The sequence below is a fragment of the Pseudomonas sp. UBA3153 genome (genome assembly GCF_002364635.1).
Taxonomy (GTDB): domain Bacteria; phylum Pseudomonadota; class Gammaproteobacteria; order Pseudomonadales; family Pseudomonadaceae; genus Pseudomonas_O; species Pseudomonas_O kuykendallii.
Genome location: NZ_DEYR01000033.1, coordinates 37,052 through 58,079, shown reverse-complemented (window position 1 = coordinate 58,079; position 21,028 = coordinate 37,052). Strand labels below are relative to the sequence as shown.

Here is a 21,028-nt window from a genome sequence, read left to right as displayed (position 1 = left end):
GTCCCGCCAGCGCCTCCCGGCTTTCAAACTTCGGCCACGTTCGGCCTGGCCGCGTCGCCAGGCCACTCTCACGCCGCTCGACAGTGTACGTAGCGGCGCGCTGGCCAGGCCAGGGACCTCTTCGAACCCGCCGGGCAAGTGCCGTTTTCTGGAGACCTTGCCATGACGCTTTCTACCTCAGCTCCAGCCGCTGCCGTTGCATCTCGCCGCTGGCTGGCCTTCGCCGTGCTGCTGGCCGGTGCATTCCTGCCGCCGCTGGATTTCTTCATTGTCAACGTCGCCCTGCCCTCCATTCGCCAGGACCTGGGAGCGACACCGGCGCAGATCGAGTGGGTGATCTCGGCCTACGCGGCCACCTACGCAGTGTTCCTGATCACCGGAGGACGCCTGGGCGATCTGTTCGGGCGGCGTCGGGTGTTTCTGGCGGGCATGGCCGGCTTCGGGATCGCTTCGCTGATCTGTGGGCTGGCGACCTCGCCGGCGGTGCTGATCGCGGGCCGTGTGCTACAAGGGCTGAGCGCCGCGGCCATGGCGCCGCAGGGGCTGGCGTCCATCCATGCGCTGTTTCCCGAGCACGAGCGCTCGCGGGCGCTGGCGGTCTATGGCGCGGCGCTGGGCTTTGCCGCCGTGCTCGCCCAGGTCCTCGGCGGCGTGCTGATCGCGGCCGATGTATTCGGGCTGCAGTGGCGGGTGATCTTCCTGATCAACCTGCCCATCGTGGCCCTGGTTTTCCTGGCCGGCATCCCCTTTCTGCCCGACACCCGCAGCCCCACGCCGGCGTCGCTGGATCGCCTCGGCGTGCTGCTCTGCGCGCTGACGCTGGGGCTGCTGGTGGTGCCGCTGGTGCAGGGCCGCGAGCTGGGCTGGCCGTGGTGGCTGTGCCTGATGCTGCTCGGCGCGCCGCTGGTAGCCGTGGGCTTCTGGCGCCATGAAGTGGCCCTTCAGCGGCGCGGCGGTACACCGCTGCTCAGTCCCCAGCTGACGCGGTCGCCGCGCTTGCTGGCGGGGCTGGTCGGCGCGCTGTTCTTCTACGTGGTCTCCGCGTTCTTCCTGACCTTTTCGGTGTATCTGCAGGACGCCCTAGGCGCGTCACCGGTGGTCACCGGCCTGACGTTCGTGCCCTTTGGCGTGGGTTTTCTGGTCGGCCCGCTGACCACACCCGCCGCCATCCGCTGGTTCGGTCGCTGGGTGCCGGCCCTGGGCATGCTGCTGGAGGCGTTGGGCTGCCTGGTGCTGAGCCTGGCGGTGGATTCCGCCGCGGCCGGTGAACGACCGACCCTGGTGCCGCTGATCCTGGGCGTCGGGCTGCTGGGTTTCGGCCAGGGCTGGGCCTTGCCGACGCTGATCCGCAGCGTGATCGACCGCGCCCCGGCCGGCGGCTCGGGAATGGTTTCCGGGCTGGTCAACTCGGCGTTGCAAATCAGCGCGGCACTTGGTGTGGCGGTGCTCGGCGGGCTGTTCTACGCCGTCGCCGCACCGGCCCACAGCCCGGCCACGCTGGCCCACGGTTTCATCGCCGCACTGCTGGGCATTGCCCTGTGCCTGAGCCTGTCCGCGCTGCTCGCGCTCTACGCCTCGGCGCCCCGTTCGGGCAGCGCCAAGTCCTTGTAATTAACCCCCTGTAAGGAGCTCACCCATGTCTGGCAGATTCTTCAACAAGGTCGCCGTGGTCACCGGCGGCTCGACCGGCATCGGTTTTGCCATCGCCCAGGCGCTGCTCGCCGAAGGCGCCAAACGCGTTTACCTCACCGGGCGCTCGGCCGCCTCGCTCGACAATGCCGTGGCCACGCTGGGCGAACGGGCGGTCGCGGTGGTGTCCGACGTCAGCCGGCAAGCCGACCTCGATGGCCTCAAGGCTCTGGTGCAGCAGCGCGATGGGCAGCTCGATATGGTGTTCGCCAATGCCGGAATCTGCGAAAAAACCCCCGTCGGCGAGACCAGCGAAGCCAGCTACTACGCGATGTTCGATATCAACGTGAAAGGCGTTTTCTTCACCGTGCAGACCCTGCTGCCGCTGCTTAAGGACGGCGCGGCCATCGTGCTGACGGCGTCCATCTGCTCCAGCAACGGCATGGAAGGCCTGAGCCTGTACAACGCCTCCAAGGCGGCCGTGCGTTCCTTTGCCAGAACCTGGGCCAACGAACTCAAGGGCCGCAAAATCCGCAGCAACGTGCTAAGCCCCGGCTTCACCCGCACCCCGCTGATGGACAACGGCCTGAAGATGGACGAAACGCAGATCCAGGCGCTCACCGAACATGTCTCCGCCATCGTGCCCCTGGGCTACATGGCCAGCCCCGACGAGATCGCCACCTCGGCCTTGTTCCTGGCCTCGAACGATGCCCGCTACGTCAACGGCGTCGAGTTGATGGTCGACGGCGGTCTCTCGCAGATCTGATACGCGCAGGGCCGGGAGCTGCGGTTCCGTCCCCGCATGGCCGCCCTCATCAGCGACAACCCTGGGCACCACCGCTCCCCACCCCAAAGCTGATCACCCGGGCGATGCCACGCCCAGTTCCTCCAGCCTGGAGTAATGGGTGGACATCATGATCGGCGGCGAATCGGATAGTCCGCGGATAGCGGTGGCTTGTCCTAGACCCCTCCCAGCATACAGACCAGAGACGCTGAAGCAGTCCGCGGCGGTCCCCGCTCGGTCACCGGCCTGATTGCATCGCTTTAAGCTGTTCGAGGCGCTTGGTGGACTCGAACCCGCATGGCGATTACCAGCGCAGCGAGCAACATCACACTGCCGGCGGTAATGAACACGCCCGTTACTCCGCCATAACCAAACACGGCACCGCCCAATGCAGCGCCGGCAGCGATCGAGGACTGCACCGAGGCGACAACCATTCCACCTGCGGTTTCCGCCTGATCAGGAACGGCGTGCGCCACCCAGTTGGACCAGGCCACCGGCACTCCGCCAAAAGCCAAGCCCCAGAGCGCAACCAACGGCATCAATCCGGGCCCTTGGACGGGCAGCCAAATCATGCTGAGTGCCGCCACCCCTACCAGGGCCGGCATCAGTACCAGCGTGACACGCAAGCTGTGTTCCATTAGCCACCCGGCGAACAACGTGCCGACGAAATTGGCGACACCGAAACCAAGCAGCATCAGGGACAGGCCATCGACGTCGAGATGGGCAATGTTTTCAAGAGCAGGCCGGATGTAGGTGAACAGCGCATATTGGCCCGTATGGGCAAGTACGCATCCCGCCATCCCGACTGCAATACCCGGGCGACGGAGCAATTCCAGCACAGACGCCGTCCGGGCCATTTTGCGAGGCGCCATTGAGGGCACCGTGAACCATTGGAAGATGAGTGTCAGCAACCCCACCGCCGCCGCTGCCATGAAGGCGACACGCCACCCATAAAGCCCGCCCAGGTAGCTTCCCAGCGGCACAGAAACGACCGTTCCGATTGCGATGCCGCTGAAGATGATAGACAGCGCGCGGGGAACGGATTTCGCCGGCACCAGCCGAATAGCCACGGCTGCGGCCATGCTCCAGAAACCGCCCAAGGCGATGCCCAGGAGGATTCGCATCACCAAGAGCACGATCAAACTGGACGACACCGCCACCAACAGGTTGGAGGCAATCATCAGCACGGTGAAGCTCAGCAGAACGATACGGCGGTCGAGTTTGCGAGTCAGGGCTGGCACCAGTAGACCGGCAAACAAAGCCGCAACCGCCGTGACGGTCACGGCCTGACCCGCGAGGGCCTCCGATACGCCCAGATCGGTGGCCATCGGTGTCAGCAGACTGGCGGGGAGATACTCGGCTGTCAGCAAGCCGAATACCCCCATCGCCAGGGAGAACACCGCCATCCACGCGGGGCTTGCCGACTCCACATCACCCGCACAGTTCGTTGGACAAACCACATCACTACTCATCTTGAAAATCCCTGGATAACGATCGGAACGAAAGTCTAGAGTCGGAAACTGGGATGATCTATGATGGTAAGTCTTAATATTTTGATCGAAACACCGAAGATGTCTGGAAAGGGAGACTTTGCCCTGTCGACTGATCTCATCAGCGAACTGCTGATGGGTATGCGCCTGCGCGGTGTGCAATACCGCCGCGTTCAGACCGGCCCTGATTTCGGCTTGGGCTTCGAGGGCAAGCCAGGCCATGCCTATTTTCATTATCTGGCTGTTGGCAAGGCCTTCGTGCGGGTCAATGACGGGACCTTGCATGAGCTGACGGCGGGCAGCGCGGTGTTCATACCTCAAGGAGGGCGGCACCAACTTCTGTCGAATCCGCAAAACGCCTTTCAACCCATCGACGAGTTCGCCACGGCGCCGCTTGGCGAGGCCGTTAGCGGGGTGGATACCTGCCCCAGCACTCACCCGACGCCTAGCACCGTACTCTTCTACGGCTGCATGGAGTTCGATCTCGGAGGCATGCAGGGCCTCGGAAAATTGATGCCGGAGATCATGGTGGCGGATACGCAGGGCCTGCGCTATCCAGGTCTGGTGCCGATACTGGACGCCATGAAACGTGAAATCTGCTCAGGGCGTATCGGTTTTGCCGGCATCCTGGCGCGACTCGCTGAGGTAGCAGCCGCCATGATCGTCCGCGGGTGGATTGAATGCGGTTGTGAGAATGCCTCCGGGCTCGTGGCTGCGCTGCGTGATCCACGCCTGGCCCGCGCCATATTGGCGCTACATCGTCAGCCCGGCAAAGACTGGACGGTCGCCGAATTGGCGGCGGAGTCCCATGTATCGCGCTCTGTCTTCGCACAACGTTTTCAAAGCACGATCGGCGTACCGCCATTGCGCTATGCGGCGGAGCTACGCATGCGCCTCGCTAGCCAATGGCTTGTTGACGGAAAACTGTCGATCGAGGCCGTAGCGCAACGCTTGGGCTATACCTCTCAGGCTGCATTCAGCCGGGCCTTTAAACGCATTAACGGCTACTCCCCAGGAGCCAGCCGGCAACTTCTTTCATGAACAATCACCAGTCCCGCGGTCGCCCGGCGTCAAGGTATGCCGCATGCGCAGGGGCATCGCCACCGACGGAGAGCGAACCCTCACTAGGTGCTTACATCGCTCGTTGTCGTTGCCGTCCGAAGGCTGGGGGCAGTTCCCTCCTGTTATTCGAGGGCCCGCTTGATGCCTCTAGGATTGAAAACGGTCGATTAATCCACTGATTGCGAGAAGCGATTAAGGACGTTCTTGGTGATCGCAACGGCGTATGGATCGTTCAACATCAACCCGCGCACCCATTCCGTGGTGGCAGCCGTAAAAACCTGTCCCTTTCCTTTTTTGAAATGAACGATCATGCCCGTGCCGCGGCTATGCTGACGCACGCTCTCCGAGGAAGGATCGGGGGCTAGTAACGATGCCCGGTACTGCGCATCGCGGTCGTCGAGCATGAAGGAATAGGTATCTTCGATGCGACCATGCTCCGCGGAGGTCGCCCAGCCCATCGCCAGGATTTCCAAGCCAGGAGGTGCGCCATCAGTGCCTAGCGGTTCGGGAAGTCCATCGATAAAAGTGTAATCGAGCCCGTCGACCTCGTAACCGAAGATATTCGCCTCATCGCCAAACATGTCCGAATAGCCAAGGCCTGTACCCGCAAAGCACCAATGCTCTGGCCGGAACACCTGGTAGCCCCTGGGATTACGTCGAGCCATGCTGCCGAAATTCGCGTAGATGCCGCGAAGTCCGTTTACGCCGAAGGTGGTAGCTCCCGGCAGATTCACCATGGGATCTTCCCAGGCACTCGTGATTCGCGCGGGGTCAGCCTGAGCCAGGGGGTCGAGGGTACGAGCGTCGTATTTGTAGGCGACCTGGCGTTTATGATCAGCCTCCAGCCGGATCTGCCACATGAAATTTCCGGCGAAGCGAGCAACATTGCCCCCTCCCTCAACAAACGCATCAACATGGCTGCGCATTTCACGCGTCCAGTATTCGTCATGTCCGACGAAAACGGCGCACGCATAACCCCTGAGGGCATCCGCATCCCGATGCAGATCCTCCTGAGTAATGATGTCGACCGTATAACCTTGTTCTTCTGCCCAGACCACGAACGGGCGCTCGTAAGAGGCCCAGCCAGCGAGCGCATAGTATTTGCTGAAGCCGTTGAGCGCGGCCCACTCGATGAACTCATACCGCGCGGGCCCCGGCCTTTCCGGGCGCATGGCATTAATAGAACGCGGCGCGTCCGACGGGAGCCAGACTTGTCCACGTGCCCAGGGGCGTTGCGTAGACAGCAAAGGGGAACGCCCCCTGGGGGTACCTGGATGGATTCCGAAGTAGTGGTTCGCCCCACCCCAGTCGTTGTAGGCATTCCACGTAGACGTCGCAGCCACCAGCACCAACGACCCTGGTTGCTTTTGGACTGCCTTCACAAAGAACAGATGGTGCGCGAGGATGACACCTGCCGCATCGATGATTTCGACCAGGTAGGCACCTGACTGAGCTCCTACGGGGATCGGCCAGCGCGTGAAGACTGGCCAGTCGCAGCCGAGTTCGTAGACCCGCTCGGGCAGCGTTTGAAAACGAGTTTCAATGAGAGGTGTTTCGTGCGCCAAATGAGCGAGGGCACCATCCCGGAGCACTCGAAGGGCGACTTGGGCCACATTCGAGGACACATGAAAAACAACCGTATCGCCGGGCAGATAAGACTGACGATCGCAATAGCACCACGCCGCTGCCGGACCATCCTCCGCGGGAACCTCTACCCACGTTTCGCGAGCGCCTTGGCGCGAGGCTGAAGTCTGGCTGACGCTAATAGAAGGCATAACCTGCCCACCAGGTTGCAAACGCGCCCTGACATCTGTCGTAGACATTTTTTCTCCGCGGATCATGTGGATCGCCGGTGGGCTGGCCCCGTACGGCTAAGAGATTTAAAGATGAGGCTCGTCGACAGCGGACATTTTGCGATTAAGCCTCGCGATAGAATTTATGTCAATTAGTGATACCATGGATCATCAGGCGACACAAAGATATGAACCAAGGAACTTTATGACGGACACAACGAATAGCTCGCTCTCGAAAGTACGCGCGGTGGAACGTGCGATGCTGATTCTTCGAGCGTTTGGGCCTAATACCCTGCGCCTTTCACTTGCTGAACTTACTCGACTGACAGAACTGGACAAGGCAACTACTCGCCGTCTCTTGCACACCCTTGCCGGCGGAGATTTCATCCAGTTCGATGATTCCACGAAGACCTACGCTCTCGGGCCAGGCGTGCTGTTATTGATGCCAGGTGTGCAGTACGGCAACGATCTTCGTGCGATTGCCGCTCCCGCTCTTACGCGCCTGGCCGAAAGGACAGGGGCTACCGCTTTTCTCTGGACCTACTTCGATGGTTTCGCGCTTTGCCTGGATAGAGTGAATTCACCCGATTTACATATCCAGTCGCGTTGGTCTGGGATTGGTACGCGGGTCACTTTGAACCATAGTGGTGGCCCGAGAGTTCTGCTTGCTTATCTGTCCGATAGTGAACGCTCGAACGTTTTAAGCCGTCCACTGGAGCGTCCCACGGAGTACACCGTAGTGGATCCGGTGGTGCTCGAGTCTGCCGCAAAAGAGATCAGGGAACGTGGCTGGGAGTTCACCGTGAATGACTTTACAGTCGGACTGTCGGGCCTCGGGGTACCCATTCTGGACCATAAGGGAAGCTTGGTCGCCAGCGTAAGCATTGCAACGTTGACCCCGCAATTTGCGATCAGCAATGGTCAACCAGAACACCTTCCCCTCGTTTTGAAAGCCGCGGCGGAGATCGCGGCGAGTCTCCGACGCGAATGACCTGTATGCGAGAGTATCGCTAGCCCATGGGCATCTATGATAGGAGATTGAAATACGCCGGAGTAGCGGGTAAAGGGGCCTGTTTGACAGTGGTAAGCGCAAGTCAAGACAGGCACCCTAGCCATTCATTCCGGAAGAGTTTCTCTTGATGAAAGGTCAAATAGTGGTTCGACAAAAGATCACCAAGCGCTCGCCATTCAAATGATCATATTTTCGGCCAGTCCGAATAGCCGGTTTCGCCGCCGCCGTACCAGTATTCCTTCGGGGCTTCCGCAAGTGGTGCGCCGGTATGGAATCTAGCGATCAGATCGGGATTCGCGATGAAGGGTCTTCCTATGCTGACCAAGTCGGTGTCGCCGCGAGTTACGGCTTCCTCGGCAAGGCGCAGGGTGTACTGATTGTTGGCGATGTAAGCGCCCTGGAAACACTGACGTAGCTCTCCGAAGCTGATACCCCCCGTCTCTTCACGACTCATCTGCGTCACGCCTTCGATATCGTGAACGTACAGCAACTCGAGTTCGGACAACTTCGCCAGAAAGGTGCCGAACGTAGTCATGCTATCGCTATCGAGCGGCGTTTCACCTGGCGTCGTGGTGATTGGGGAAATGCGTACACCTACTCGATTGCTTCCCCATACCTCTACCACAGCCCTGATTACATCCAGCGGAAACCTCAACCGATTTTCCAGCGTTCCGCCGTACTCGTCGGTACGCTGATTGGTACTGTCGCGAATGAACTGCTCCAACAAGTAGTTGTTCGCGCAATGAACTTCGACACCATCGAACCCCGCCAATTGCGCATTTCGCGCCGCATGGCGATAGTCCTCTACGATCTGCGGAATCTCTTCATGCTCCAAAGCCCGCGGCGTGACGAAATCCTTCATACCCTCATGCACCCTGATCTGCCCAACGGGCTTGATGGCTGAAGGCGCTACAGGGATTTCGCCGCCGTGCATGTCCGGATGCGAGATCCGCCCGGTGTGCCACAACTGCAGGAAAATCTTTCCATCCTCACGATGTACCGCATCGGTGATGTGCTTCCAGGCTGCCACTTGTTTCTCGGACCAGATGCCTGGAGTCCGCGGATATCCACGAGCCTGTGCGGAAATATTCGTCGCTTCTGTGATAATCAGACCGGCCTGGGCGCGTTGCGAGTAATAGTCCGCGGCATAAGAGGGAGGTACGCCATCATCGTCGGACCTGCTCCGAGTCATTGGTGCCATGACAATGCGGTTCTTCAACTGAAGTTCGCCAATGGTGACGGGCTGCAAGACTGGATTTTTTTCGGACGTATACATAGCGGGTAGCTCTCCAAGACATGGCCACATGTAGGCATAACAGTTAGCTCGACAGATTTGGTTTTGGGTCGAACTGGATACAATGAAAATATATTTATTGGAATTGATGCATCCACTTAAACAGGATGCATTATTTTTTATTAATCAGAACTTTCAGGAAAATTACTGAATGAGTCTACCCTTGCAGGGTCCCATGCATCAAAGCGCGACATTCTTGAGTCGATACAGATGGCTTATTCAACCAGCGATGTCTCTATGGGCCTTTACGGTCGACGTTACCGAATCAACCGTCTTGTTAGAGAAGCCACCAACACCGATATCGGAAAGATCAACACGGGCAGTTTCACGGATCAGAAATCCTGCGCAAACAGCTACCAACCCAAGGCTCATGACGTAATAACTATAGATATGCTCAAGGCCTATGCCCGTGAGGTACGCGTTAAGATAAGGGGCCGTGCCTCCGAATACCGCAGCCGATACGGAGTGGACAAATCCCACCCCTTGCGCGCGGGCCTGAGTGGGTACCTGTTCTGACAATACCGCAGGAAAGATCGAGGCGATTAACGACCACGCGCCAAGACCAATGACCTGCGCCCAAAAGAGAGTATGGGCCTCCGTCGTGACCATATGGGAGATTGGAAGAGTCAAAAGTATGACCAGGATCCCCCACACGATAATGACGGGCTTGCGTCCTATCCGATCCGAAATCATCCCACAGATCGGGAGCCAGATAACGCACAGCACCATCGCGAACAAGCTGGCGCGATAGGCCCCGCCGGCGTCCATGCCACGTGCTATGGCAGTCGCTGGAGCAAAAGTTACCCACGTGTAGTAGGTCAGGTTGGCGGAACAGTTGAGCATCACCAGGTTACGGGCAATACGGAATAGATCGCTCCGCGATAGCTTTTGGGGTTCCGGTTTTTCTTCCTGCGAAGCGAAGACGTGAGACTCCTCCACGTTACGTCGCATGAAAAGCACATAGACGCCTAGAGCACCGCCAATGCCGAAGCCGATGCGCCAGCCGTAGTCGTTCATTGCCTCCGCTCCTAGTAACGATATCAGTGACGAGGCAAGAATCGTCGCCGCGATAACGCCAACAATCACCCCCAGATAAATCGAACTCGACCATAAGCCGCGATGTTCGTTGGGGGCAATTTCGGCAACATATGTATAAGACACACCCGTCTCGCCGCCATGCGCGATTCCTTGCAACAACCTGAAAAATAGAAGCGCAGCGGAAGCCAGCAAACCAATATCGCTGTAATTCGGGATCAACGCGATACCTACACTGCTCAACGACAGCAGCGACATGGTGATAAGCATCATCTTCTGACGCCCAAGTCGATCCGCTAGGCGGCCAAATATCAGTCCACCAATGGGGCGTGCAAAAAAACCAACCGCAAACACGGCGAGCGTTGAAAGCATTGCCGAGCGCGCATCAGTTTTATCGAAAAGGTTCTGTGCAAGATATACGGAAAACGTCGCGTACAAGGTCCAGTCAAACCACTCGAGCGCATTCCCCAGCCCCACAGCGCGTAGGGACCTGATACGCCCTCGGTAAGAGTTCAAATCAAACATGCTTGTCTCCATATTTCTTTTTATCGATCGGCTTCATCACGCACGCATGCATTAGAGGGACAAATTGCCACAGTGTCAATCCATGATTTAGAGTGTCATTGTATGACACGTTCATGATGATGAGCTTGGAACCGCCGCATACGGCTCACGCCTTTTGAGTAGCAGTGGAGATCAGCTACCTGCGAATGACGGTACAAGGAGGCGCTGTAGCGTCGGTGGCACTCTTGGACGGAAGAACCGGGGCAAGATGCATCGATCTCGCAGAGGCGGACACAAGGTTCTCGCGCGCGCTCTTTCCGCCGACGCACAAGACCTCGGCGACGGGACGGCGCGCCGTTATCGCAGTGGCATGCCCAGACGTCACAGCGATCTCTTCGTCGACCTCATCGCCCGCGGTCTCCCGCAGATCTGATACGCCATGGCCGGGCGCCTCCAGCCGTCCGGGAGGACGAGGCAATGCTCCGGTGCTGCGCTCCGGCACGCCGCATGGCAGTCCCCAAGAATGCGATCAAACCCTGACCGCCTTATCCGCGAGGCGACTCCTTCTCGTACAACCAGGCTCAATGGCTCGGAACGGAGAGCCACACCGCCAGTCCGGCCAGGGCACATCCGATCAAGACCTGAATGACGCTGCGCTTGTAGCGGAACAGGGCAACCGCGGCGCCCAGCGCGATCAATGCCGACGGCCAGTCGAATTCGCCGCCGAAACCCCGGGGCCAGAGGACGTGGTAGCCGAAGAACAAGGCAAGGTTGAGGATCACGCCCACGACGGCGGCGGTGATGGCGGTCAGGGGTGCGGTGAACTTCAGCTCGTTGTGGGTCGACTCCACGAGAGGCCCGCCCACAAGGATGAACAGGAACGACGGCAGGAAGGTGAACCAGGTGACCAGGGTCGCGGCCAGGGCACCGGCGAGAAAGGTCTGATCCGGGCCGAAGACCTGCTGCACGTAGGCCCCCACGAAAGCGACGAACGCCACCACCATGATCAGAGGGCCAGGCGTGCTTTCGCCGAGGGCCAGGCCATCGATCATCTGCGTGGGCGTCAGCCAGCCGTAGTGGCCGATTGCGCCCTGGTATACGTAGGGCAACACGGCGTAGGCGCCGCCGAAGGTGAGCAGCGCAGCCTTGGTGAAGAACCAGCCCATCTGGGTCAGCGTGCCGTCCCAGCCGAAGGCGAGGACCAGCAATCCCATCGGCAGCACCCAGAGCGCCGCCCCCGTCACCAACAACATCGCCAGGTGCCACCACCTGAAACGCGCGTGCTCAGGGATGGGGGTGTCATCGTCGATCAATGCCGGGCCGAAGGTCTTCCTGGCTCCGGCATGTCCGCCGCCAACCTGGAACGTGTCGGGGGCCATTTTGCCGCCTATGAAGCCAAGCGCTGCCGCGCCCAGCACGATCAACGGGAATGGCAGGTTGAGCGCGAAGAGGGCGACGAAGGAAGCCGCGGCGATCGCCCACAACGCGTTGTTCTGCAGCGCCCTGGAACCGATGCGATGGGCTGCCTGTACGACGATGGCCGTCACCGCCGGCTTGATGCCGTAGAAGATTCCCGCCACCAGCGGGACGTCGCCTAGTGCGATGTACACCCACGACAGGGCAATCAGGATGAACAGCGAGGGCAGCACGAACAGCACCCCGGCGATCACGCCGCCCCACGTCCGGTGGAGCAACCAGCCAATGTACGTCGCCAACTGCTGCGCCTCCGGACCTGGGAGGAGCATGCAGTAGTTCAGGGCGTGGAGGAAACGGCGCTCGGATATCCAGCGTCGCCGCTCGACCAGCTCCTGGTGCAGGATGGAAATCTGCCCGGCGGGCCCGCCGAAGCTGATGAACCCGATCCTGAGCCAGAACAGCACAGCCTGAAGCAGGCTGACCGGCTCGACGCGCTCTGGCGCCTGCCTCGTGCTGGGGGTGACCTCACTCATCGCCTGTCTCTTCTCTCGAAAGCCGCCTGCTGCTTGAGCCCAGCCAGATCCGGCCAGCACACCGCCGTTTTCGGGCGCTGTGCAGGGGTGGAATCCGCCAACGCCGGGCCGCTCCGCCCCATGATAGGTTTACCGGCCGCTCATCCGGCAAGGCCCGCTGAAAGCGGACCAAAAAAAAACGCCCTTGCGGGCGTTTTTCGTGGCTGAAAAGTCAGGCCCAGGGGCGGTCGCCGGCCTCGTCGCGCACGCGGGTGGGCAGGCCCATCACGTCCAGCGCGCGGAGGAACGGCTCGGCCGGCAGTTCCTCGACGTTGACCATGCGCTGCACGTCCCATTCGCCACGGGCGACCAGCAGGGCAGCCGCCACCGGCGGCACGCCGGCGGTGTAGGAAATGCCCTGGCTGTCGGTCTCGGCGAAGGCCTCCTCGTGGTCGGCCACGTTGTAGATGAAGACTTCGCGCGGCTGGCCGTCCTTGCTGCCCTTGACCAGGTCGCCGATGCAGGTCTTGCCGGTATAGCCCGGCGCCAGCGAGGCGGGATCGGGCAGCACGGCCTTGACCACCTTGAGCGGCACGACTTCCAGACCTTCGGCGGTCCGCACCGGTTGCTCGGAGAGCAGACCGAGGCTGTTCAGCACGGTGAACACATTGATGTAGTGCTCGCCGAAGCTCATCCAGAAACGCACGTTGGGCACGTCGAGGTTCTTCGACAGCGAGTGCACTTCATCGTGGCCGGTCAGGTAGAGGCTCTGCGAACCCACGACCGGCAGGTCGTCCGTGCGTTTGACTTCGAACATGGTGTTGCTGGTCCACTGGGCGTTCTGCCAGCTCCACACCTGTCCGGTGAATTCGCGGAAATTGATTTCCGGGTCGAAATTGGTGGCGAAGTACTTGCCATGGGAGCCGGCGTTGACGTCGAGGATGTCGATCGAATCGATGCGATCGAAATACCGCTGTTGCGCCAGGGCCGCGTAGGCATTCACCACGCCCGGATCGAAACCCACGCCAAGTATGGCGGTGACGTTCTTCTGCCGGCATTCCTCGAGGTGCTTCCACTCGTAGTTGCCATACCAGGGCGGCGTTTCGCAGACCTTGCCCGGCTCCTCGTGAATGGCGGTGTCCAGGTAGGCGGCGCCGGTATCGATGCAGGCACGCAGCACCGACATGTTGAGGAAGGCGGAACCGACATTGATCACGATCTGCGATTCGGTCTCGCGGATCAGCGTCTTGGTGGCTTCGATATCCAGTGCGTCAAGCGCGAAAGCCTTGATATCGGCGGGCTGCTTGAGGCTGCCCTTGGCTTTGACGCTGTCGATGATGGCCTGGCATTTGGAGATGTTCCGCGACGCGATGGCAATACGACCGAGTTCGTCGTTGTGCTGCGCGCACTTGTGGGCCACCACCTTGGCGACACCTCCTGCGCCAATGATAAGAACGTTCTTCTTCAATTGTTTCACCTCCTGGTACTGCGGTTTTGAGACGGTTATTGCAGGCCTGCTCGTCGTCTCGCGAGACAGGCTTTTTTCATCCGACCGGAGCGCCGCAAGACCTCAGCGACGCACGGTTGGCGACGCCGTCAGCCGAGGCTGGACAGGTAGTCGTCGAAGCCGAACTCGCGGACCACCTCGACGCTGCCGTCGAGCTGCTTGACCACGATGGCGGGCATCTTCAGGCCGTTGAACCAGTTCTTCTTGACCATGGTGTAACCCGCCGCGTCGACGAACGACAGGCGATCACCGATCTGCAGCGGCTTCTCGAAGAGGTACTCGCCGAAGATATCGCCGGCCAGGCAGGATTTGCCGCACACCATCCAGCTGTGCTCGCCCGCGCTGGGCGCGAGCTTGGCGTTGAGGCGGTAGATCAGCAGGTCGAGCATGTGCGCCTCGATGGAGCTGTCCACCACGGCCAGGTTCTTGCCGTTGTAGAGGGTGTCGAGCACGGTCACTTCAAGCGAGGCGCTGCCGGTGATGGCCGCTTCGCCCGGCTCCAGGTAGACCTGCACGCCGTAGTTCTCGGAGAAGGCCTTGAGGCGCGCGCAGAAGGCGTCCAGCGCGTAATCCTCGCCGGTGAAATGGATGCCGCCGCCGAGGCTGACCCATTCGACCTTGTGCAGCAGGTGACCGAAGCGCTCTTCGATATGGCCGAGCATCTTGTCGAACAGGCCGAAGTCGCCGTTCTCGCAGTTGTTGTGGAACATGAAGCCGGAGATTCGCGAGATAACCGCTTCGATCTTCGCCGGGTCCCATTCACCCAGACGGCTGAATGGGCGCGCCGGGTCGGCCAGCAGGTAGTCCGAGCTGCTCACCTGCGGGTTGACGCGCAGGCCGCGCACCTTGCCTTCGGAGGCGTCGGCGAAGCGCTGCAACTGGCCGATGGAGTTGAAGATGATCTTGTCGCAGTTCTCCAGCATCTCGCCGATCTCGTCGTCGGCCCAGGCGACGCTGTAGGCGTGGGTCTCGCCGGCGAACTTCTGTCGGCCGAGCTTGAGTTCGTAGAGCGAGGACGACGTGGTGCCGTCCATGTACTGCTGCATCAGGTCGAACACCGGCCAGGTGGCGAAGCACTTGAGCGCCAGCAGGGCCTTGGCGCCGGACTGCTCGCGCACGTAGGCGATCTTCTGCATGTTGACCAGCAGCTTCTGCTTGTCGATGAGGTAGTACGGCGTCTTGATCATTTCGAGGCTCCGGCGCGCCCAGCCAAAAAAAGGACGCGAATTGTGCCGGCCCCCAGTCGATATCGGAAGGGCGGGAGGCGTATTTCGCTGCGTCGGCGCCCTGCCCGCTCCCGCCTGGATGAAACAAAACGCCGCAGGCCGGCCGTTGCACGCCCGCCCGGACCCCGGCGCAGCCGGTGCCACGGGGCGCTGCGCGGCCACGAGGCGTGTGTAACGCGATCTTTCCGCAGATGGCCTCGCTGCGGCGCGGCCGTGTCGGGCGACGGGCGGTAATCAGGCGCGTCTGCGCTCGTCCACGTCCAGGACCTGGCGGACCTGGCGCAGGTCCGCGGCGTCCTGGTTCAGGCTGTGGATGACCTCGAGCAACTCCCCGCGCAGGACCTGGCATTCCATCCGTTCGGCCATTCTCATCACCGCCAGCGCGGCGCGCTCGTTGTGGTAGGCGACGAGGTCGAGGGTCTTGCGGGTACGGCGGGCAGCACTGTTCATGGAGGGGCACCTGGAAGTTCAGGGGCCATACCCTAGAGCAGCTTTGTTGCCGCGATATTTCAGCCGGGCGGCGCTCAGGCGGCGAAGCTCCGCTTCACCGACTCCAGCCAGGCGGGGTCGAGGCGCGTCTGTTCGGTATCCAGGCCGGCCTCCTCCATGCGCTGCCGGTGCCGTTCGATCTCGGCCCGAGCCTGGCCCTGGTCGCTGCTGTTGCCGTCCAGTTCGTGCATCTGCATCAGCCCCAGGTGATAGAAGCGCAGCAGCTTCATCGCCACGGGGTCGCCGGCGGCCACACCCGCCTCGAGCCGGTGCATGAGATTGGTGATGCTCATCAGGCTGCGCTTGAGCTGCCAGCCGTAGAGGCTCGGCGCCAGCCAGGCCTGCGACCAGAAGCGCAGGCGCACCAGCGCCACGCTCAGGCCCAGCCCGATGACCACGCCGGCGACGTTCCAGCGGAAGTTGTCGCCGCCGCTTTCACCGAACGCCAGCACCAGGATCTGCGAGAACAGCATCGCCAGCGCGAGAAAGAGCACGGCGATGATCAGCGTCACGCGGCGCGTTTGCCGGCGATAGGTTTCGGGGTCGAGCGGTTTGATTTCGAACGTCACGGCCACCGGGGCTCCTTGGGTGAGCGGATAACAGTCGACGCATTATCACCGCATCCGGCGGGCTCTGTGGACTTCCTGGCGAGCCAACGCGCTTTCGCTCAACCCCGGATGGCCACCAACCAGCAGCCTTCAAAACTCAAAACATATCGAATACAGACTTTATATATATTTTAAATATTCAAATATAGGTCCTAGCATCGTCCTGGATGTCACCCGGCGGCTTTTTCGCAGGTGCCGTCGCCACAACAAGAACAACAAGCACAGGACATGAACATGTCGATTAAACCTCTGCACCTGGGTCTGGCTTCGGTCGGTCTCGGTATTGGATTCACCCTCCCCTCCATCGCCAGCGCGGACTTTCTGGAAGACAGCAAAGCCGAGCTGGAACTGCGCAACTTCTACTTCAACGGTGATTACCGACAGGAAGATGCCAACCAGTCGAAACGTGAAGAGTGGGCTCAAGGGTTCCTGCTGCGTTACCAATCCGGCTTCACCCAGGGCACGGTCGGCTTCGGCGTCGATGCCCTCGGTCTTCTCGGCGTCAAGCTGGACTCGGGGCAGGATCGGCAGAACTCCGGGTTGTTGCCGGTAGGCGACGACGGGGCACCCGATGACTACAGCCGGGTTGGCGCCACCGCCAAGGCGCGAATCGCCAACAGCACGCTGCGCTTCGGTACGCTGATTCCGCGCCTGCCGACGGTGCAACCGAACAATTCGCGCCTGCTGCCGCAAACCTTCCAGGGCACCCAGTTGACATCGAAGGACATCGACGACCTCACCCTAAATCTCGGGCGCCTCACGGAAAACAACCTGCGCAACAGCAGCGGCGGCGACAAGCTCGCCGCTTCGGGCTCAGGGTTAACCGGTCGCGAGGACACCGACACGTTCGATTTCTTCAGCGCCAGCTACAAGTGGAGCAAGGCGCTGACCACCGGCTACAGCTATGCCCATCTGGATGCCAACTACAAACAGCACATCTTCAATCTCAGCCACGACCTGCCCTTCGGCAAAAACCAGGCACTGAAGAGCGATATCCGCTACGCGCGCTCCACCGACGATGGCGCGACCAATGTCGACAACAACGCCTTCGGCGCCAAGTTCACCTACAGCTTCGGCTTCCACGCCCTGGGCGCGGCCTACCAGAAAATGTCCGGCGGGACCGGCTTCCCCTACCTGCAGGGTACCGACCCATTCCTGGTCAACTACGTGATGCTCTCGCCGGATTTCGCCAACCCGGACGAACGCTCCTGGCAGGTGCGCTACGACTACGACTTCGCCGGCCTCGGTATTCCCGGCCTGAGCTTCATGACCCGTTATCTGCGCGGTGACAACTTCGAGCTGGCCAACGGCGCGACCCGTGAATGGGAGCGTGATACCGACATCCAGTACACCTTCCAGAGCGGCGCGCTGAAGAACCTCGCCGTGCGTTGGCGCAACGGTACCTATCGCAGCGGCGGCGATCAGGACATCGACCAGAACCGCCTGATCGTCAGCTACACGATTCCGCTGCTTTGACACCTCGCCCCGCCAACAACCGCCGGCCCGCGCCGGCCCAGGAAACGCTCATGCACACCAGAAAATCCCTGCTGCACCTCGCCATTCTCTTGGCCCTGGCCGGTAGCCCGGGTGCCTATGCCGCCAACACCGGCGAGATGAACTGCAAGACCACCGCCGAGTGCGCCGCGCAGGCGAAGAAGATCGGCGCCACGGTCGAGAAGCCCGCGGCGGGCAAGAAAAAAAGCGAAGACGGTCAGTTCGACTGGATCAACCGGATCAACAAAGCCTCCATCGTCATGCTCACCGAGGAAGGCATCGTCTCGGCCGACGAAGGCCGCAAGATCGCCGGCAGCGTGCGCTACACCATCGACCAGGGTGGGCGGCCGGACGGCAAGCGGCCCACCGACGTATTGCAGATCGAGCGCATCATGACCGACAGGATCGGCCCGGAAGCCTCGCTGATCCACTCCGGGCGCAGCCGTCAGGACATGTACGCGACCTATCGCCTGGCCAGCCTGCGGCGTCAGGTGCTCGATTACGGCGATGCGCTCGATGCATTGCGCCAGCGCCTGCTCAAGCTGGCCGCCGAGAACATCGACACGCTGGTGCCGGCCTACACCAACGGCGTACAGGCGATGCCGATCAGCTACGCGCACTATCTGCTCGCCTACGACGCTTCGTTCGAGCGCGACGCGCAGCGCCTCCACGAACTCTACGCACGGCTCAATCTCAGCCCGATGGGCACCGCCGTGCTCGCCAACTCCGCCTATCCGCTCAACCGCACGCGCCTGGCCACGTTGCTAGGCTTCGATGGCGTGCGCGAGAACTCGCTGGATGCCAGCCAGGTTTCCCCGTACGACATTCCCCTCGAAGCGTCCGCCCTCGTCGCCTCCACGGCGATTCGCATCGGCGCGATGATCGGCGACATCCACACCCAGTATCACCAGATCCGCCCCTGGCTGCTGCTCGACGAGGCTTCCACCTACACCAGCAGCGCGATGCCACAGAAGCGCAACCCGGGGCTGCTGATGCGCACCCGCGAGGCCGCCTCGGACGTGGTCGGCCTGTCGCAACTGGTGACGCTGCGCGCGCACAACGTCACCACCGGGATGACCGACTACAAGTTCGCCTATGACTCCTCCGGCCTGTTCGACGAGAGCGTCGAGATGATCGACCGGATGAACACCGTGCTCGATGCCCTGAAAATCGACCCGGCGCGCAGCCTGGAAGAACTCGAGTCGGAATGGACCACCTCGATGGAGCTGGCCGACACCCTGGAGCGCACGCACGACGTGCCGTTCCGCATCGGCCACAGCTTCGCCTCGCTGATCGTCACCTATGCCCGTGACCATGGCATCACGCCGAAAGCCTTCCCCTATGCAGAGGCGCAGAAGCTCTACACCCAGGCCGCGAAAAAATACCAGTGGAAGACCACCGAGTTGCCCCTCAGCGAAGCCGCGTTCCGCGCCACGCTATCGCCGCGTGCCATGGTGGATAGCCGCCAGGGCATCGGCGGCCCGCAGCCGGCGGAAGTCAAACGCATGCTGGCGCAGGCGCAGAAGACGCTGGGCACGGATCAGGACTGGATGCGTGAGCGGCGCCAGCGCCTGAGCGACGCCGAAACGACGCTGAACGAGGCGTTCAGCAAGCTGGCCGGCGACTGACGCCCGGCAGCGACCGGTCTGCCGCTGCCCCAGGCGCAGCGACGGACCGGCCTGCCCCGCCCCGGAAAACGCGCGGTGCCCGCCGCGCCTGTCGAGCTAGCGGGTGACATTCTCGCCGCAGCGCCGTCCACCTTGTACCGGCACGGCCCTTCAGCGCCTGTCTTCGCCCGTCACACCGCCACTCAACGGTTCTTCGGCATGCCCGCCGCCCGCGCCGCGCGACGTGTTGCGCAGCGGCCCCCGGCCGGGTACCGCGCGAGCCGGATTCAACGCCCGCTGCAAGATCGTCTGGTCCAACGAGCCGTGCCAGCGTGCGATCGCCAGGCAGCCTACGCAGTTGCCCAGCACGTTGGTCAGCGAACGGCATTTCATCAGCCGCTCGACGCCCAGCAACAGGCCGGCGCTTTCCACCGGAATCATCGGCAGAACGCTCAGTGTCGCGGCCAGGGTCAGGAACGAGGAACCGGCGATGCTGGTGGAACCCATCGAGGTGAACAGACACACCAGCAGGAGGCCAAGCAGTTGCAGGCCATCGAGTTCGACATTGCCGGTCTGGGCGAGGAATAGCGCAGCACAGGACAGGTAGATATTCGACCCCGCCAGATTGAAGGTGTAGCCGGTGGTCAGCACCACCCGCGCCGACTGCCGTGCGCATCCCAGCCGTTCCAGCTTGCGCAGCAGCCCCGGGAGAGCGATCACCGAGGACCCGGTGGACGCCACCAGCAACAGCTCTTCCTTGATGTACGCGATCAACCGGAGCAGGCCGACGCCTGCGAACCGCGAGGCGGCGGCGAGCACGATGCCAACGAATGCCAGGCAGGTGAGGTAGATCACCGCGATGAATTTCAGCAGGTGAACCGTCGAGCCCGGCCCATAGCGGCCGATGGTGAAGGCCATGGCGCTGAAGGCCGCCAATGGGGCGAAGCGCAGCAGTACCCTGAGCAAGGCGAACAGCAGCGCCAGCAACCGGTCGAGGGCCGCGAGAACAGCTTCACCGACGGCGCCCAGGCGGCTCAGCAGGTAGCCGCAGACGAACGCCAGCAATGCCACCTGCAACACCGGGCTGCGACTGAGGAGTTGCCAAAGGTGCAACGGCGAGACGCCAGCCCCCGCCTCGACCATGCGTTCGGTGCCCTGCACCGCGCCGTGAACCTGGGCAGCCAACGCGTGCGCCGGGAATTCGGGCGGCGGAGAGAAGCCGTCGCCGGGGCGCAGCAGCAGAGCCCCGAGCAGGCCGCAGAGCAATGCCAGCACCTTGAGTGCCTCGAAATAGACCAGGGTGCGCGCGCCGAGTCCCCGGGCCTGGCGGCGGCAGCGCAGGCGCGCCACGCCGGACGTCACCAGAACGAACATCAGCGGCGGTATCGCCCAGCCCACCAGTTGGAGGAAGCCGCTGCCCAGCGGCTTCATGGCCATCGCCAGGCCCGGGCGCCAGAGCCCCAGCAGAATACCCGCGCTCACCGCGACGACGATCTGCAGGGTCGGATTGCGTGCCAGCTTGAGGATCATGCGTGGGGTCCGCTGCCGCGTGAGTTCTTGTTATTG

General features: G+C 61.8%; 16 protein-coding genes. 6 read left to right on the top strand and 10 right to left on the bottom strand.

From position 1 onward, the window contains the following. Positions 1 to 162 precede the first annotated feature (162 nt). Together B2X67_RS07850 and B2X67_RS07845 are read left to right on the top strand one after the other, a co-directional pair. A complete protein-coding gene (locus tag B2X67_RS07850) occupies positions 163 to 1,611 on the top strand; it encodes an MFS transporter (protein ID WP_286785147.1) in 1,449 nt (482 codons plus the stop codon). Between the two features lie 25 nt (positions 1,612 to 1,636). After that, positions 1,637 to 2,395 (top strand): SDR family oxidoreductase, encoded by a 759-nt coding sequence (locus B2X67_RS07845; RefSeq protein ID WP_286785146.1) that lies wholly within the window; start codon positions 1,637 to 1,639, stop codon positions 2,393 to 2,395. Between the two features lie 278 nt (positions 2,396 to 2,673). Here B2X67_RS07845 and B2X67_RS07840 read toward each other — a convergent pair whose 3' ends face one another. Continuing rightward, complete coding sequence (locus B2X67_RS07840) at positions 2,674 to 3,885, bottom strand: MFS transporter (RefSeq protein WP_286785145.1); 1,212 nt, start codon at positions 3,883 to 3,885, stop codon at positions 2,674 to 2,676. Between the two features lie 60 nt (positions 3,886 to 3,945). Here B2X67_RS07840 and B2X67_RS07835 point away from each other — a divergent pair, with 60 nt between their 5' ends. Further along, positions 3,946 to 4,944 carry an AraC family transcriptional regulator gene (locus tag B2X67_RS07835; RefSeq protein WP_286785144.1) on the top strand — a complete coding sequence of 333 codons (999 nt, stop codon included), beginning with the start codon at positions 3,946 to 3,948 and terminating at the stop codon, positions 4,942 to 4,944. 188 nt (positions 4,945 to 5,132) lie between these two features. Here B2X67_RS07835 and B2X67_RS07830 read toward each other — a convergent pair whose 3' ends face one another. Continuing rightward, positions 5,133 to 6,806, bottom strand: a complete 1,674-nt coding sequence (locus B2X67_RS07830; protein WP_286785143.1) for a N,N-dimethylformamidase beta subunit family domain-containing protein — start codon at positions 6,804 to 6,806, stop codon at positions 5,133 to 5,135. A 97-nt stretch (positions 6,807 to 6,903) separates the two neighbouring features. Here B2X67_RS07830 and B2X67_RS07825 point away from each other — a divergent pair, with 97 nt between their 5' ends. After that, entirely contained in the window at positions 6,904 to 7,749 is an 846-nt protein-coding gene (locus B2X67_RS07825) for an IclR family transcriptional regulator (protein ID WP_286785142.1), read from the top strand. Between the two features lie 205 nt (positions 7,750 to 7,954). Here B2X67_RS07825 and B2X67_RS07820 read toward each other — a convergent pair whose 3' ends face one another. From B2X67_RS07820 to B2X67_RS07790, 7 genes are all read right to left on the bottom strand, one after another. Next, positions 7,955 to 9,046: an alkene reductase gene (locus B2X67_RS07820; RefSeq protein WP_286785141.1), complete on the bottom strand. Its 1,092-nt coding sequence runs from the start codon at positions 9,044 to 9,046 to the stop codon at positions 7,955 to 7,957. Positions 9,047 to 9,283: 237 nt separating this feature from the next. Next, complete coding sequence (locus tag B2X67_RS07815) at positions 9,284 to 10,624, bottom strand: MFS transporter (RefSeq protein WP_286785140.1); 1,341 nt, start codon at positions 10,622 to 10,624, stop codon at positions 9,284 to 9,286. 560 nt (positions 10,625 to 11,184) lie between these two features. After that, the gene (gene chrA, locus B2X67_RS07810) at positions 11,185 to 12,552 is read right to left on the bottom strand and encodes a chromate efflux transporter (RefSeq protein WP_286785139.1); all 1,368 of its coding nucleotides are present in this window, start codon (positions 12,550 to 12,552) and stop codon (positions 11,185 to 11,187) included. A 211-nt stretch (positions 12,553 to 12,763) separates the two neighbouring features. After that, positions 12,764 to 13,999 (bottom strand): saccharopine dehydrogenase family protein, encoded by a 1,236-nt coding sequence (locus B2X67_RS07805; protein WP_286785138.1) that lies wholly within the window; start codon positions 13,997 to 13,999, stop codon positions 12,764 to 12,766. A gap of 128 nt (positions 14,000 to 14,127) precedes the next feature. Next, on the bottom strand, positions 14,128 to 15,225 hold the full coding sequence (locus B2X67_RS07800) for a carboxynorspermidine decarboxylase (RefSeq protein ID WP_286785137.1): 1,098 nt from the start codon (positions 15,223 to 15,225) through the stop codon (positions 14,128 to 14,130). 273 nt (positions 15,226 to 15,498) lie between these two features. Continuing rightward, a complete protein-coding gene (locus B2X67_RS07795; RefSeq protein WP_286785136.1) occupies positions 15,499 to 15,714 on the bottom strand; it encodes a hypothetical protein in 216 nt (71 codons plus the stop codon). 74 nt (positions 15,715 to 15,788) lie between these two features. Next, positions 15,789 to 16,328, bottom strand: a complete 540-nt coding sequence (locus B2X67_RS07790; RefSeq protein ID WP_286785135.1) for a DUF3087 domain-containing protein — start codon at positions 16,326 to 16,328, stop codon at positions 15,789 to 15,791. Between the two features lie 267 nt (positions 16,329 to 16,595). Here B2X67_RS07790 and B2X67_RS07785 point away from each other — a divergent pair, with 267 nt between their 5' ends. Both B2X67_RS07785 and B2X67_RS07780 read left to right on the top strand, forming a co-directional pair. After that, a complete protein-coding gene (locus tag B2X67_RS07785; RefSeq protein ID WP_286785134.1) occupies positions 16,596 to 17,837 on the top strand; it encodes an OprD family porin in 1,242 nt (413 codons plus the stop codon). Positions 17,838 to 17,887: 50 nt separating this feature from the next. Then, positions 17,888 to 19,483: an argininosuccinate lyase gene (locus B2X67_RS07780; RefSeq protein WP_286785133.1), complete on the top strand. Its 1,596-nt coding sequence runs from the start codon at positions 17,888 to 17,890 to the stop codon at positions 19,481 to 19,483. Between the two features lie 150 nt (positions 19,484 to 19,633). Here the strand turns inward: B2X67_RS07780 and B2X67_RS07775 are convergent, their stop codons facing one another. Further along, a complete protein-coding gene (locus B2X67_RS07775) occupies positions 19,634 to 20,992 on the bottom strand; it encodes a cation:dicarboxylate symporter family transporter (RefSeq protein ID WP_286785132.1) in 1,359 nt (452 codons plus the stop codon). Positions 20,993 to 21,028: the final 36 nt, after the last annotated feature.